At 66.4% G+C, this 14,729-nt stretch carries 16 protein-coding genes; 12 read left to right on the top strand and 4 right to left on the bottom strand.

The window, feature by feature from the left end:
• Positions 1-6: 6 nt before the first annotated feature.
• From fliI to fliF, 4 genes are read right to left on the bottom strand one after another with little or no spacing between them, the layout of a single operon-like run.
• Positions 7-1,452 carry a flagellar protein export ATPase FliI gene (gene fliI / locus ACLV74_RS01210; protein ID WP_411877534.1) on the bottom strand — a complete coding sequence of 482 codons (1,446 nt, stop codon included), beginning with the start codon at positions 1,450-1,452 and terminating at the stop codon, positions 7-9.
• A complete protein-coding gene (locus tag ACLV74_RS01205) occupies positions 1,445-2,224 on the bottom strand; it encodes a flagellar assembly protein FliH (protein WP_411877533.1) in 780 nt (259 codons plus the stop codon). Before ACLV74_RS01205 ends, fliI begins: the two co-directional genes overlap by 8 nt.
• A complete protein-coding gene (fliG, locus tag ACLV74_RS01200) occupies positions 2,217-3,212 on the bottom strand; it encodes a flagellar motor switch protein FliG (RefSeq protein WP_411877532.1) in 996 nt (331 codons plus the stop codon). The genes ACLV74_RS01205 and fliG overlap by 8 nt, the downstream gene beginning before the upstream one ends.
• Positions 3,202-4,917 carry a flagellar basal-body MS-ring/collar protein FliF gene (gene fliF / locus ACLV74_RS01195; protein ID WP_411877531.1) on the bottom strand — a complete coding sequence of 572 codons (1,716 nt, stop codon included), beginning with the start codon at positions 4,915-4,917 and terminating at the stop codon, positions 3,202-3,204. The genes fliG and fliF overlap by 11 nt, the downstream gene beginning before the upstream one ends.
• Positions 4,918-5,249: 332 nt before the next feature.
• Between fliF and fliE the strand changes: the two genes are divergently transcribed.
• From fliE to motB, 12 genes are all read left to right on the top strand, one after another.
• Positions 5,250-5,567, top strand: a complete 318-nt coding sequence (fliE, locus tag ACLV74_RS01190) for a flagellar hook-basal body complex protein FliE (protein WP_411877530.1) — start codon at positions 5,250-5,252, stop codon at positions 5,565-5,567.
• 169 nt (positions 5,568-5,736) lie between these two features.
• Entirely contained in the window at positions 5,737-7,068 is a 1,332-nt protein-coding gene (locus ACLV74_RS01185) for a FliC/FljB family flagellin (protein WP_411877529.1), read from the top strand.
• Between the two features lie 133 nt (positions 7,069-7,201).
• Positions 7,202-7,549: a flagellar protein FlaG gene (locus tag ACLV74_RS01180; protein ID WP_411877528.1), complete on the top strand. Its 348-nt coding sequence runs from the start codon at positions 7,202-7,204 to the stop codon at positions 7,547-7,549.
• Positions 7,550-7,574: 25 nt separating this feature from the next.
• Entirely contained in the window at positions 7,575-9,017 is a 1,443-nt protein-coding gene (gene fliD, locus ACLV74_RS01175; RefSeq protein ID WP_411877527.1) for a flagellar filament capping protein FliD, read from the top strand.
• 33 nt (positions 9,018-9,050) lie between these two features.
• Positions 9,051-9,524 (top strand): flagellar export chaperone FliS, encoded by a 474-nt coding sequence (fliS, locus tag ACLV74_RS01170; RefSeq protein ID WP_411877526.1) that lies wholly within the window; start codon positions 9,051-9,053, stop codon positions 9,522-9,524.
• A 3-nt stretch (positions 9,525-9,527) separates the two neighbouring features.
• Complete coding sequence (locus ACLV74_RS01165; protein WP_411877525.1) at positions 9,528-9,875, top strand: flagellar protein FliT; 348 nt, start codon at positions 9,528-9,530, stop codon at positions 9,873-9,875.
• On the top strand, positions 9,872-11,239 hold the full coding sequence (locus ACLV74_RS01160; protein WP_411877524.1) for a flagellar hook-length control protein FliK: 1,368 nt from the start codon (positions 9,872-9,874) through the stop codon (positions 11,237-11,239). The genes ACLV74_RS01165 and ACLV74_RS01160 overlap by 4 nt, the downstream gene beginning before the upstream one ends.
• Positions 11,229-11,537, top strand: coding sequence for an EscU/YscU/HrcU family type III secretion system export apparatus switch protein (locus ACLV74_RS01155; RefSeq protein WP_411877523.1), 309 nt, complete (start codon positions 11,229-11,231; stop codon positions 11,535-11,537). Before ACLV74_RS01160 ends, ACLV74_RS01155 begins: the two co-directional genes overlap by 11 nt.
• A 273-nt stretch (positions 11,538-11,810) precedes the next feature.
• A complete protein-coding gene (gene flhD, locus ACLV74_RS01150; protein WP_411877522.1) occupies positions 11,811-12,128 on the top strand; it encodes a flagellar transcriptional regulator FlhD in 318 nt (105 codons plus the stop codon).
• Between the two features lie 45 nt (positions 12,129-12,173).
• On the top strand, positions 12,174-12,833 hold the full coding sequence (gene flhC, locus ACLV74_RS01145; protein ID WP_411877521.1) for a flagellar transcriptional regulator FlhC: 660 nt from the start codon (positions 12,174-12,176) through the stop codon (positions 12,831-12,833).
• Positions 12,834-12,875: 42 nt separating this feature from the next.
• Positions 12,876-13,739, top strand: a complete 864-nt coding sequence (gene motA / locus ACLV74_RS01140; RefSeq protein WP_411877520.1) for a flagellar motor stator protein MotA — start codon at positions 12,876-12,878, stop codon at positions 13,737-13,739.
• Between the two features lie 21 nt (positions 13,740-13,760).
• Positions 13,761-14,729, top strand: coding sequence for a flagellar motor protein MotB (motB, locus tag ACLV74_RS01135; protein ID WP_411877519.1), 969 nt, complete (start codon positions 13,761-13,763; stop codon positions 14,727-14,729).

The raw sequence follows: 14,729 nt of genomic DNA, 5'->3' as shown, positions 1-14,729 counted from the left end.
CGGGGCTCAGGCCTGGAAGATGGCGTTCAGCTGTTCGGTGGCGGCGTCGTAGCCGACGCGCTCGTCCATGGTCTGCTGCAGAAAAGCTTCTATGCGCGGGTACAGGGCGATGGCCTGGTCCAGCTGCGCGTCGTGGCCGGGCGCGTAGGCGCCCACGCTGATCAGGTCGCGGTTGCGCTGGTAGCGCGACAGCGCCTGCTTGAAGCCGCGCACGGCCTGGAATTGCTGGGGCGTGATCAGCGCCGTCATGGCGCGGCTGATGGAGGCCTCGATGTCGATGGCCGGGTAGTGGCCGGACTCGGCCAGGCTACGCGAGAGCACCACGTGGCCGTCCAGGATGGCGCGCGCCGAGTCGGCGATCGGGTCCTGCTGGTCGTCGCCTTCGGTCAGCACGGTGTAGAAGGCGGTGATGGAGCCGCCGCGCCCTTGCGCGTCGCGCGCGCCGTTGCCCGCGCGCTCGACCAGCGCCGGCAGCTTGGCGAACACCGAGGGCGGGTAGCCTTTGGTGGCGGGCGGCTCGCCCACGGCCAGCGCGATCTCGCGCTGGGCCATCGCGTAACGCGTGAGCGAGTCCATGATGAGCAATACGTTCTTGCCTTCGTCGCGGAAGTATTCGGCCAGGCACGTGGCGTAGGCCGCGCCCTGCAGGCGCAGCAGCGGCGAGGTGTCGGCGGGCGCTGCGACCAGCACGGCGCGCGCCATGCCTTCTTCGCCCAGGGTGTTTTCGATGAAGTCCTTGACCTCGCGGCCGCGCTCGCCGATCAGGCCGACGACGATGACGTCGGCGCTGGTGTAGCGCGCCATCATGCCCAGCAGCACGCTCTTGCCGACGCCGGAGCCGGCGAACAGGCCCATGCGCTGGCCGCGCCCGACGGTCAGCAGCGCGTTGATGGCGCGCACGCCGACGTCCAGCACGCTGTCGATGGGCGCGCGGGTCAGCGGGTTGATGGGCGCGGCGGCCAGCGGCACTTCACGTGAAAAGTCGAGCGGGCCGCGGCCGTCCAGCGGCCGGCCGGCCGCGTCGACCACGCGGCCCAGCATGCCGGAACCGACCGGCAGGCGCTTGGTGCGGGGACCGTGGCCGCCGGCCTGGCCCGTGGGCGAGTCCAGCGCGTAGACGCGGGCGCCGGGCAGCAGGCCGTCGACCTCGCTTTGCGGCATCAGGAAAATACGGTCGCCGGCAAAGCCGACGACTTCGGCCTCGGCGGTTTTTTGCGGGTAGCCGGGCGGCAGCTCGATCAGGCAGTCGCTGCCGACCGGCAGGCGCAGCCCGACGGCTTCGAGCACCAGGCCGACGGCGCGGGTCAGCCTGCCGTAGCTGCGCACCGGAACACTGTGGGCCACCGAGGAACGCGCGTCGTCCAGCATGCCGTGCCAGGCCCGCAGCGGCGCGGCGGCGGGCGCGGCTGCCGCAACGGCAGGGAGGACGGCGGCGGCGGGGATCTCAGTCATGGTTGTGCGCCGCGGTGGGGGTGGCTTTTTTCGCCAGGGCGGCGGTGACGCGCTCCCAGCGGCTGGGCAGGGTCGCGTCCTGCTCGCCGCTGGCCGCCAGCACGCGGCAGCCGCCGCGCTGGCAGGCCGCATCGGTGCGTATGCGCCAGCCGGCGGCCTGCAGGTCTTCGGCCAGGTGCTCGCGCACCAGCGCCGCATCGTCGGGGTGCAGCACCAGTTGCGGCGCGCCGCTGAGGGCCGGCTCGGCCTGCAGCAGTTCGCGCACCACGGGCAGGATGGCTTCAGTATTGAGCGCCAGCGCCTGGCCCAGCACCTGGCGCGCGATGTCCAGCGCCAGGGCCATCAGGTTTTCGGAAATTTCCTGCTCGGCGCCGCGCAGTGCTTCGGGCAGCGCCAGCGCCAGCGCGCGCAGCTGCGCGGCCTCCGCGTGGACTTCGGCCGTGGCGTCGTCGCGGCCCCGCGCATGCCCGAGGCTGTAGCCCTGGCGGAAACCTTCGGCTTCGCCGGCCTGCAGCGCCTGCAGGCGCAACTGGGCCAGCTCGACGTCGTTGATCAGCACTTCGGGCTTGAGCGGCGCCACCACGGGAGCCGGCTTGGGCTCCGGCGCAGACGCAAGCGGGTCGGCGTCCTCCGCGATGGCCGTCATTTCCCAGCGCTCCCATGCGGTGAGCGCTTCCTTCGTTCCGTTGGCGCGGCGCGCGAAGGGCGGCGCGGAGGCGGAGGACAGCTTGTCCGCGCCGGGGCGGGGCGCGATGACGGGCTTGTTATACATAAGAGTCGCTGCCCTGGCCGCCGAGCACGATCTCGCCGGCATCCGCCAGGCGGCGCACGATCTGCAGGATGCTCTTCTGCTCGGTCTCGACCTGGGAGACGCGCACCGGTCCGCGCATCTCGATGTCTTCGCGCAGCATCTCGGCGGCGCGTTGCGACATGTTCTTGAGGAACTTCTCGCGCAGCTCCAGCGGCGCGCCCTTGAGCGCGATGATGAGCGATTCCGATTCCACTTCCTTGAGCAGCAGCTGCACGCTGCGGTCTTCGAGCTCGAGCAGGTTCTCGAACAGGAACATTTCGTCGATCATCTTCTGCGCCAGCGCCTCGTCGTGTTCGCGCACGTGCTTGATGACGCTTTCTTCCTGCGCGCTGCCCATCATGTTGACGATCTCGGCCGCCGCGCGTATTCCGCCCAGGCGGCTGCGCTTGACGCCTTCGCCGGACAGCATGTCGGTCAGCACGTCGGTGAGTTCCTTGAGGGCGGCCGGCTGCACGCCGCCGAAGGTGGCCACGCGCAGCACCGCGTCGTGGCGCACGCGCTCGGGAAGCTGCTCGAGCACGTCGGCCGCCTTGTTGCGGTCCAGGTGCACCAGCAAGGTGGCGATGATCTGCGGGTGTTCGTCGCGGATCAGCTCGACGACTTCGGTCGCTTCGAGCTGGTTCAGGCGCTCTATGCCGGTGGTCTCGCTGTTCGGCTGGAAGATGCTTTCGAGCAGGTCGGCCGCGCGGGTGTTGCCCAGCGCCTTGTTGAGCACGGCGCGCAGGTAGCTGCCGGAATCCACGTGGTTGGCCGAGTACTGTTCGGTTTCGTGGCGGAACTCCTGCAGCACCTGGCCGACTTCGTCGCGCTTGACCTGCGTCAGCGCGGCCATGGCCCTGCCCAGCGCGTGGACGATGTTCTGCGGAAGCTGCTGCAGCACGTTGCCGGCCCCCGCTTCACCGAGCGACATCAACAAAATGGCGCTTTTGCGCGTGCCTTCATCCAGCATTTTTTTCCGTCCAGTGTTTGATCAGCATGGCCACCATGGCGGGCTCTTTGGCCGCGAGTTCCTGCGCATACAGGACGTCGGCCTGGTATTTCTGGTCGCGTTCTTCCTGGGTCCTGGCCGGCGCCGGCTGGTCGGCCTGCGCGCCGGTGCCCGTTTCGCCGCCGGCTTGCGCCGCCGTGGCGGCGGGCGGCTGCAGGTGCTTGCGCAGCAGCGGCCTGAAGACGGCCAGCCACAGGTAGAGGGCGAGCAGGCCGAGCAGCAGGTACTTGCCGGAAGACTTGGCGATTTCAATGTTCTCGGGCTGGCGCCAGACAGGAAGGTCGGGTGCGTCGGCCGCGCCGGCCGCGAACGGGCTGTTGACCACGTTGAGCGAGTCGCCGCGTTCGGTGCTGAAGCCCATGGCCTGGCGGGCCAGGTTCTTGATCTGCTCGAGTTCGGCGGCCGTCAGGGCCTGCGCCGCCTGCTTGCCGGTGCCGCCGGCGGTTCCGCGGTAGTTCACCACCACGGCGACCGACAGGCGCTTGATGCCGCCCGCGCCTTGCTGCGTGTGGCGGATGGAGCGGTCCACTTCGTAGTTGGTGGTGACGTCCTTGCGCGAGTTGCCGGTGGCGCCGGCGCGCGGCGAGGTGCCGGCCGAGCCGAGTTCCGCGCTCATCTTGAGCTGGCCCGCGGCGGGCGCGCCGGGGGTGCCGGCCTTGGCCGGGGCCGGCGTGGTGATGGGGGCCACCGGGTCGGGCGGGGGCTGGTTGGTCAGAGCGCCGGGCACGCCGCTGGCGGCGCCGCCGGACTGGCCGGACTCGCTGGACTGCTGGCTGCGGATCGCGGCGCTGCCGGGTTCCTGGTTGGGCCGGTACTTCTCGTCGGTGTTTTCGACGACCGAAAAGTCGATGTCGGCGGCCACCTGGGCGTGCACGTTGCCCGCGCCGAGTATGGGCTGCAGGATGGCTTCGATGCGGCGGATGTAGCCCTGCTCTATTTCTTGTGTGTATTTGAGCTGGCTGACGTCCAGGCCGCGCGTGCCGGCGTTCGCCGCCGACAGCAGGTTGCCGGCCTGGTCGACCACGGTGATGCTTTTGGCCGAGAGTTCGGGCACGCTGCTGGAGATCAGGTGCACGATGGCGCTGACCTGGCCTTCGTCGATGCTGCGGCCGCGGTGCAGGCTCAGCACGACGGAGGCGCTGGGCTTTTTCTGGTCGCGCACGAACAGCGACGGCTTGGGCAGCGCCAGGTGCACGCGCGCCGATTCGACGGCGGAAATGGAATTGATGGAGCGCGCGAGCTCGCCTTCGAGCGCGCGCTGGTAGTTGACCTGCTCGGCGAACTGGCTGGTGCCGAATTTCTGGGCGTCCATCAGTTCAAAGCCGACGGTGCCGCCCTTGGGCAGGCCCTGGGAGGCCAGGCGCAGGCGCGCCTCGGGCACCTTGTTGGCCGCGACCAGCAGCGCGCCGCCGCCTTCGGCGAACTTGTAGGGGATGTTCATCTGCTGCAGCGAGGCGATGATGGCGCCGCCGTCGCGGTCGGACAGGTTGCTGTAGAGAACGCCGTAGTCGGGCGCGCGGCTCCAGAGCCACAGCGCCGCGATGGCGGCGACCGCGGCGGACGCGCCTATCATCATCGGCAGGCGCGGGTTGGCGCGCAGCTGCTCCAGCCACTGCGGCGTGGCCTTGGGCAGGGCGGCCTCGGCGCCCAGTGCGGCGGTGCTCACGCGCTCACCCGGCTACCGCCATGGCGCCGCATGGATGTGCGGCAGTGGCTTGGCGGATGTCTTGGAGCCGGCAGGCAAAGCCCGGCGTGGTGGCTGAAACAACAGTTGGCATACAACAGGTCTTATTCAAAGGCGAGAAGGGCGACTGGCGTGTGGACAGGGGAGGGTGCACGGAGCCTGCCCTCGTGAATAATTGTCAGAGCCCGCCCCGTTTCCCGATCCGCCGAATAGCCGGGGGTTTTGCCGTCTTTTGGCCTGATGCGGCCGCCGGCCCGCTGGTACGCTTCAACCCGTTCGTCAAGCAACGGGCGCCCATGCGCCGGGAAAACACCATGTCCATCACCAGTATCGAATCCGTACTCCAGCAAATGCGCGTGCTCGCGCAGTCTTCCGGCATGTCCGCGCCGGCCGGCCCCGAGGCCGCTTCCGGCGGCTTCGCCGGCGAGCTCCGGAAGTCGCTGGACCGCATCAGCGACAGCCAGCAAAACGCCTACAGCCAGGCCGAGGCCTTTGAACTGGGCAAGCCCGGCGTGGCGCTCAACGACGTGATGATCGACATGCAGAAGGCCAACATCGGCTTCCAGATGGGCCTGCAGGTGCGCAACCGCGTGGTGGCGGCCTACCAGGAAATCATGAACATGCCGGCCTGACGGGGGGCGGGCGCGGCCAGGCGGCATTTATTTTTCGCCCCGCGCTAAAGGTTTGAACGGGCCCAGCCGATAACCTGAACAACGGTGGCTTGCAGACTGTCAAGACAGCAAGGCCAGCGTGACGGCAAGTTAGCCGGAGTCCACAACCTATGTAATTCAGGAGTCCCTCATGGCCCAAGTCATCAATACCAACTCGCTTTCCCTGCTCACGCAGAACAACCTCAACAAGTCGCAGTCGTCGCTGAACACCGCGATCCAGCGCCTGTCCTCCGGACTGCGCATCAACAGCGCCAAGGACGACGCAGCGGGCCAGGCTATCGCCAACCGCTTCACGTCCAACATCAAGGGCCTGGCTGTCGCACAGCGCAATGCCAACGACGGCATCTCGCTGGCGCAAACGACTGAAGGCGCGTTGACCGAAATCAACTCCAACCTGCAGCGCATCCGTGAACTGGCCGTCCAGTCCAGCAACGGTTCGAACTCGACCGCCGACAAGGCATCGATCCAGGCTGAAATTACCCAGCGCCTCGCTGAAATCGACCGTACCTCGGCACAAACCGACTTCAACGGCGTCAAAGTGCTGGCTTCCAACAGCAAGCTGAGCATCCAGGTCGGCGCCAACGACGGCGAAACCATCGACATCGGCCTCAAGCAGATCGACTCGGTCAGCCTGAAGCTGAACTCGCTGACGGTTTCCAAGAACGAACTGAAGGTCGGCGCAGCCATCACCACCGTGGTGGACAACACCGCCGCCACCGGCTCGGCCACCGTCAACTTCGCCGCAGCCAGCGTCACCGCACTGAACACCGCCAACGGCACGACCCTGACGGCCGCCGACCTGTCGCTGCATGAAGTGCAGACCGCGGCCGGCGTCGGCAGCGGCGTGTTCGTGGTCAAGGCAGGCAACGAGTACTACTCGGCATCCGTGGACCGCACCAGCGGCAGCGGCGTCGTCACGCTCAATACGGCCGACATCGACTACACCGACACGGCAGCCGGCGTGACGCCAGCCGTGACGATCACCGACCAGCTGGTCAAGGTGGGTGCGGACGCCGCAGGCGCCACCACCGGCTACGTCAGCATCCAGGGCAAAAACTACGCAGCGGCCGCCAGCGCGATCGTTGACGCCGGCGACGCCACGGGTACGCAAAACGACACCGGCACCGCCGCGATCGAACTGAACAACCCGGCCGGCGGCACGACCGCTGAATTCGTCGGTGCAGCCACGATCAACCCCCTGTCGAAGATCGACGCGGCGCTGAAGATGGTCGACGACCTGCGCGGCTCGCTGGGTGCGGTGCAGAACCGTTTTGACTCGGTGATCTCCAACCTCGGCACCACGGTGACCAACCTGTCTTCCTCGCGTTCGCGCATCGAAGACGCGGACTACGCGACCGAAGTGTCCAACATGACGCGCGCCAACATCCTGCAACAGGCCGGTACCTCCGTGTTGGCCCAGGCCAACCAGACGACCCAGGGCGTTCTGTCCCTGCTGCGTTAAGCGCGCAAGGCACGCCTTCTCCGGAAGGTGTGCCTGGTTTTTGTGCAAGTCAGGCGGCTTTGTCCGCCTGCGCTACGCACTCCCGCTTGAGGGTTCAGGCGGGAGTGCCTAGCGATTTTCCAGGAGAGCCAGCATGACGATTCCTTCCAGTGCAGTGACAGCCGCTCCGTGGCGCGACGCCGTGCCGCCTTCGCCGGCCCCTTCCGGCCGCGCCGGCGCGCCCCGCGACGTGCCCGCCGAAAAAGAGGTGGCGCCCGCGCCCGCGCAGGAGCGCGCCGCGCTGGCCGAGGTCAACCAGACCTTGCGCATGGCCTCCATCGGCGTGCAGTTCGAGTTCGACAAGGAAGCCGACAAGATGATCGTCAAGGTGGTCGACGTCGAGAGCGGCGAGCTGATCCGGCAGATGCCCTCGGAAGAGGTGGTGCGGATCTCGCGGGCGCTCGGCAAATTGCAGGGCCTGCTGGTCCACCAGGCCGTCTAGTTCAAAACAACTTCAGGAGTCATCCATGGCATCGGTTTCAAGTTTGGGCATCGGGTCGAATCTCGACCTGGCCGGCCTGCTCACCAGTCTCACGACGGCGGAAAGCCAGCCGCTGGTCATGCTGCAAAAGCAGCAGATCAGCTACACCGCCAAGCTGTCGGCCTACGGCACCTTGCAAAACGCCCTCAGCACCCTGCAGGCGGCCAGCGCCAAGCTGTCCGATGCCAACCTGTTCCAGGGCGTCAAGGCGACCTCCAGCAGCACCGACGTGCTCACGGCGGCGGCCTCGGCCACGGGCGCCGCCGGCGTTTACGCGGTCAACGTCACCCAGCTGGCGGCTGCGCAGTCGCTGGCCGCCGCGGGCGTGGCCAACGCCAAGGCCGCCGTCGGCAAGGGCACGGTCACCATCGACTTCGGCACCATCTCCGGCGGCACGCTCAACGCGGCCACCGGCACCTACAGCGGCGCGTCCTTCTCGGCCGATACGGCCCGTGCCGCGAAGTCCATCGTGATCGACGACAGCAACAATTCGCTGGAAGGTCTGCGCGACGCGATCAATGCCAAGGACGACCTCGGCGTCACCGCGGCCATCGTCAACGACGGCGGCACCTCGCCCTACCGCCTGGTGCTCACCTCCAAGGACAGCGGCGTGGCCTCGAGCATGCGGATTTCCGTCGCCGGCGACGCCAGCCTGCAAGGCCTGCTCAACCAGGACGCTTCCGGCGCGCAGGCTTTGCAGCAGACCTCCGCCGCCGCCAATGCGATGCTCACCGTGGGCGGCGTGGCCGTCACCTCCAAGACCAACACGGTGGTCGACGCCGCGCCGGGCATCACGATGACGCTGGCCAAAACCGGCACCAGCACGCTGACGGTCAGCCGCGACACCTCCTCGGTGGAGGCGGCCATCACCGGTTTTGTCACGGCCTACAACGCCCTGCAGGCCACGGCCGACCAGTTGACCCAGTACGACAAGGAAAAGCAGTCCGGCGCGGCGCTGGTCGGCGACTCGACGCTGCGCACCATCCAGACGCGCATACGCGCCGCGCTGAACACCCCGCAGGCCGGCGAACTCAAGGTGCTGTCGCGGGTCGGCGTGAGTTTCCAGAAAGACGGCACCCTGGCCTTTGACGCGACCAAGCTGAAGACGGCTTTCACGGACAACAAGGCCGCGGTGACGGAACTGTTCGCGGGCACCGGCACGACGGGCACCACCGGCATCGGCAAGCAGGTGTCGGCGCTGCTGGACACCTTCATCAGCAAGGACGGCATGCTCAACGCGGCCACGACCGGCGTCAAGACCACCCTGAAATCGCTGGACAGCCAGTACACCGCGACCCAGAGCCGCGTCGAGGCCACCGTGGCGCGCTACAAGGCACAGTTCACCCAGCTGGACCTGCTGGTGTCGCGCATGCAGTCGACCGCCAGCTACCTCACCCAGCAGTTCGCCAGCATGAGTTCGAGCAAATAAACGCGCAAGCCGCAGCCCCAATCCTCAACCCCCATGTACACCCCACCCCATACCTACAACTCGGGCGCCAACGCCTATGCCAAGGTCGGCACGGAAAGCGCGGCCATGAGCGCCTCGCCGCACCAGCTGATCACCATGCTGTTCGACGGCGCCAAGACCGCCATCGCGATGGCCCGCCACCACATGGCGAACAAGGACATAAGCGCCAAGGGCCTGGCCATTTCCAAGGCCATCAACATCGTCGACAACGGCCTGAAGGCCAGCCTGGACGCCGATGCGGCGGGTGTTGCCGGCGCCCAGCTGGTGGCGGACCTGTCGGCGTTCTACGCCTACGTCACACAGCGCCTGCTGTATGCCAACCTGCGCAACGACCCGGCGCTGCTGGACGAGGCCGACCGCCTGCTGGACAGCGTGAGCTCCGCCTGGCGGGAGATCGATCCCCAGCGGCCGCAGCCGCTGCACGTGCCCGCCGCCCCAGCCGTGGCCCGTTTTTCCGCAGGAGCTTGAGCCATGGGATCTCAAAGTGAAGTCATGCACTGCTATGAGCAGATCGCGCCGCTGACGGAGCGCATGCTCATCCTGGCGCGCGCCAAGCAATGGGGCGAACTGCCTCAGCTGGAGGGCCAGTACAGCAGCATGGTGGAACGCCTCAAGGACATCGAGCCGCTGAGCTCGCTGGATGAAGCGCAATCGGCGCGAAAGTACGTGCTTTTGAGCCGTATTAGCGCTAACTCCACCGAAATCTTCAACATGGTCATGCCCCAGCTCGCCAAATTGGTCGGCGTCATGAAAAGCCTGGAGCAGCAGCGCAGCCTTCACAAGGCGTACGGCCAGCCGGACGACGCTTATTTACCATGAGCGGAGTCACGCCTCTGGTGGATACCCTTCTGGCGACGCGGCTGGGACAGCGCGTGGACCTGGTACCCCTGAAGGCGCAGTCTGAAATCGCGGGCCCGGGCGCCGTGACCCATGTGGAGCAGGTCGTCAACGACGTCCGCTTGCCCTCACGCGAGGCTTTGCAGCGCGAGCTGGGCGTGGGCATCGCCCGCCGCGACGGCCCCGCGCCGAAATTTTCACCGGCCAGGCCCGGTGGTGCCGTCACCCTGAGCGCGGCCGCCCGCGCGGTGAGCGCCTTGCTGAACCTGCCGCTCGGGACCACCCCCGCCGTCCGAGGGCAGGCGCCGCTGCAGCCCGACATGCGCGTGCCCGCGGTGCCGGTGCTGGCGGCCGGCCTGGCCCGCACGGTGGCCGAATCGGGCCTGTTTTACGAGTCCCACCTGCAGCAATATGCCGCCGGCCAGCGCACGCTGGCGCAACTGGCGCGGGAACCGCAAGCCGGCCTGGTTTTGCCGTCCGCCAGGGTGCCCGGGGCCGGCCCTTCCCTGCCGGCTGCTGCAGCTGCTTCTTCTTATAGTGCGGCTCCCGCCGCCGCCGACCTTTCACCAAGCCAGGCGGCCGCGCCGCGAGCCGTGCCGCCAGACGCCGGGCAGGCGCTGAACATGCTGGAAACGCCGGAAATCATGGCGGCCCCCATGCCGGAACTCGCCGCACCGCCGGCCGGCGGCGACACCACGCCCGCGCCAGGCAGCCCTGTGGCAGCGCCCGGCGCCGTCGCCCAGCCGCCCGGGCCCGCCGCGCCCGCCACCACCTACGGCCGTACCGGCCTGCCGGACCACCAGGCGCCCAGTTCCCACGATTTTTCCCTGCAGGATCCGGGCGTGCTGGATCTCGCGGACGCCACGACAGGCGCGGCGCGCGCCGGCCATCCGGCGGCGACCATCCACCCTGACGCGGTGGGCCTGGTGCGCCAGCAACTCGAGATGCTGGCGGTGCCGGTGTTCCGCTGGAGCGGCGAAGGCTGGCCGGGCGTTCCCATGGACTGGGAAATACGGCAGCAGCGCGAGGAACACCAGGAACACGAAGGCCGGCAGGGCGGCGCGGCCGACGACATGGAAGCGGCGCCTGCTGCCTGGACGACCCGCATGACATTGAAATTACCCAGGCTGGGCACGGTGGACGTGCGCCTGGGGCTGTCGGGCACGACGCTGCAACTTCGCCTGAACGCCTCGCAGGCGGGCACGGCGGCCGTGTTGGACCAGGCCCGTGCCGGCTTGCCGCAGCGTTTCGGCGCCGTCGGGCTGGAACTGACGGATTTGCAGATAGGCGGCGCACAACGCAAAGCGGGAACGGCGCAGTCGACGGGAGAAGGCCATGCCGGATAAGTCGCCGGAGTGGACCGAAGGCGCCGGCCGGGAAGACCCGCGCCCCAGCGCCGTGGCGCTTTCCCTGGGCGCCGCGGGCCAGGCGCCCACCGTTGTGGCCAAGGGTTACGGCGCGGTGGCCGACGCCATCGTCGAGCGCGCGAAAGACAGCGGACTGTATGTGCACGCCTCTTCCGAATTGGTGAAATTGTTAATGCATGTAGACCTTGATTCGCGAATTCCACCGAATTTGTACGTGGCGGTGGCGGAAATGCTTACATGGTTGCAGGAATTGGAAGTTGATAAAAATAGTGCTTAAGGTTTAAAAAAATGACATTTGATTTAAAACAAATGACAAATGACCTTATCAACTTGTAGTTTGATGACTTAATTTTCTCATTTTGACGCTTAAATGTTACTTAATTGATAAATTTGATTTATTCATGTAATTGTCAGTTTAATGTGTTAAAAATTGCAATTGAGACGACGTTAAAGACAGACATCTCAATAAATCTGTGGTGACGAAATTGAGTAAAGCGGATGTTTCAGCTCACCTCTCTTGCATGCAAATTTGAAAGAACAGGAACTCAAAATGATTGAAACCGGTACTGCCAACGATATTGGCGATTTGAATCTGGCCTACCTGCTGCTGGCAAAGCGGCTGGTGAGCGAAGACATCGCCCTGGCCATGTTCCGCCTTGGCATGAGCCGCGAGCTGGCCGACTTGCTGGGAAGCCTGTCGCTTTCCCAGATTGTGAAATTGGCCGGCTCCAGCCTGCTGCTGTGCCGTTTCCGGTTTGACGACCACCCGATGCTGTCGGCGCTGACGCTGGAAGGCAAGAACCCGGCCCTGCAACAGGCGCATGCCGCCATCTTGCTGTCCGGCCAGCAGCTCGAGGCGGCCCGGTGATGACCGGCGTTCGCGTTGCAGCCCGCCACTTTTCACGGAACCATCATGGCCACTAAAAGCGTCATCGTCGAAGCCCGGGAAATCCACCTGGCCATGGACCTGATCAAACTGGGCGCGCGCCTGCAGTTTCTGGAAGCGGAAACCAGCCTGAGCCGGGACCGCCTGATCAAGCTCTACAAGGAAATCAAGGGAACGTCGCCGCCCAAGGGCTTGCTGCCGTTTTCCACGGACTGGTTCATGACCTGGCTGTGCAACATCCACTCGTCGATGTTCTACAACATCTACCGGTTCATGATGACGCACGGCGGCTGCACGCGGATTTCCGCCATCATCAAGAGCTACCGCCTGTACATCGAGCAGGTCCAGCAGCAGGGCGGCGAGCCGGTGCTGGACTTCACGCGGGCCTGGACGCTGGTGCGCTTTTTCGACAGCGACATGCTGCAGCTGAGCACCTGCACGCGCTGCACCGGGCTTTTTGTCGCCCACGCCCACGATTCGCAGAGCAACTATGTGTGTGTGCTGTGCCGCCCGCCTTCGCGCGCCGGCAAGACCCGCACCTCCGGCTCCCCCTCCGGCGCCAGGCGCAGTGACGCGGGCGATGCTTGCGGCGAGCCTGTCCACGCCGCCGGGGCCACAGGCCACACGCCCGTGCTCTCGTCCTCGCAGTGGCTGGCCAATGTCATGAACAGTTCCCGCGCCGCCTGACGGGCATCACCGTCTTTTTTTATTGATCCGCAGGAGAACCTCGTGCTTGTAATCATTGGCTATCTGGTCGTATTGGGCTCCGTCTTCGGCGGCTACGCCATGATGGGCGGCCATTTCGGCGTGCTGTACCAGCCGCTGGAAGTTCTCATCATCGGAGGCTCCGCCATCGGGGCATTCGTTGCCGGCAACGACAGCCGCACCATACGCGCCACCGTGAAGCAGCTGCCCCAGCTTCTGACCAACAAGAAAAAGCACGACAAGGCCCTTTACATGGAATTGCTGGCGCTGATGTACGTGCTGCTGTCCAAGGGCCGCAAGGACGGGATGATGGCGCTGGAGGGCGACGTCGACGATCCGCAGAACAGCCCGATCTTCACGCCTTACCAGGTGATCCTGAATGACGCCCGCGTGCTGGAATTCATGACCGACTACCTGCGCCTGATCGTGAGCGGCAACACCGATGCGCACGAGATCGGCGAGCTGATGGAGCATGAACTCGAAACCTACAAACATGAAGCGGAAGTTCCGGCGCACAGCCTGATGCGGGTCGGCGACGCATTGCCGGCGCTGGGCATCGTGGCCGCGGTGCTGGGCGTGGTGCACGCGCTGGCTTCCGCCGACCTTCCCCCCGCGGAAATGGGCCAGCTGATCGCGCATGCGATGGTCGGCACCTTCCTGGGCATCCTGCTGGCCTATGGATTCGTCTCGCCGCTGGCCACGCTGGTGGAACACCGGGTGTCCGAATCCCTGAAGGTCTACCAGTGCATCAAGGTCACGCTGATGGCCAGCCTCAACGGCTACGCGCCGCAACTGGCGGTGGAATTCGGCCGCAAGATACTGTTCTCGACAGAGCGCCCCTCGTTCACGGAGCTTGACCAGCACGTCCGTGACGTCAAGAGCCGCTGAAGCAGGCAAGGAAAGAGTGCCATGAGCGACGCTGACGGAAAACGCCCGATCATCATCATCAAGCGACCCGTGATGGCTGCGGCCCACCACGGCGGCGCCTGGAAGATCGCGTTCGCCGACTTCATGACGGCCATGTTCGCCTTTTTCCTGGTGATGTGGCTCCTGAGCACCTCGTCGCCCAAGCAGCTGGCCGGCATCGCCGAGCAGTTCAAGATGCCTCTGGCGGTGGCCGTGAGCGGCGGCAAGAAAAGCAGCACCAGCACCAGTGTGATTCCCGGCGGCGGCACCGACCCGACCCATTCGGACGGCGAGGTCAGGAAATCCGAAAGCCAGGACCAAAGCGCCAACGATCCCGATGACGGCAAGCGGCTGGAAGCGCTCAAGGAAAAGCTCGACGACATGATCGAGTCCAGCCCGGTGCTCAAGCAATTCCGCCCGCAGCTGCTGATCGACATCACGCCCGAAGGCCTGCGCATCCAGATCGTGGACAGCAACAACCGGCCGATGTTCGACCGCTCCAGCGCCGTGGTGGTGAGCTATATGCGCAGCATCCTGCGCGAGATCGCGCCCGTGCTCAACGGGCAGGCCAACAAGGTCACGCTGTCCGGCCACACCGATGCCACGGTCTATTCGCAGGGCGACAAGTCCTACAGCAACTGGGAGCTGTCGGCCGACCGGGCCAACGCCTCGCGGCGCGAACTGGTCGCCGGCGGCATGCTGGACGGGAAAATCCTGCGCGTCATCGGCGTCTCTTCCAGCGTGCACCTGAACCCGGCCGACCCTTACGCCGCGGTCAACCGGCGCATCAGCATCCTGGTGCTGAACAAGCGCGCCCAGGCCGACATCGAAAGCGGCAATGCCTCCACGGCGGCGGTGGTGCCGGCGCCGGCGGCGCCTGCGACCGCCGGCAAGACAGCCAAAAGCGCCAACCCCGGGATCAAGCCGGTCAGCGCCGCGCCGGCGCCGAACCTGCCCCCCAACAAAACCTGA

The organism is Polaromonas sp. YR568, from assembly GCF_943369415.1.
Classification (GTDB): domain Bacteria; phylum Pseudomonadota; class Gammaproteobacteria; order Burkholderiales; family Burkholderiaceae_C; genus Polaromonas.
The sequence above is the reverse complement of the archived record's forward strand: the minus strand, read 5'-3'. Positions and strand labels throughout refer to the sequence as shown.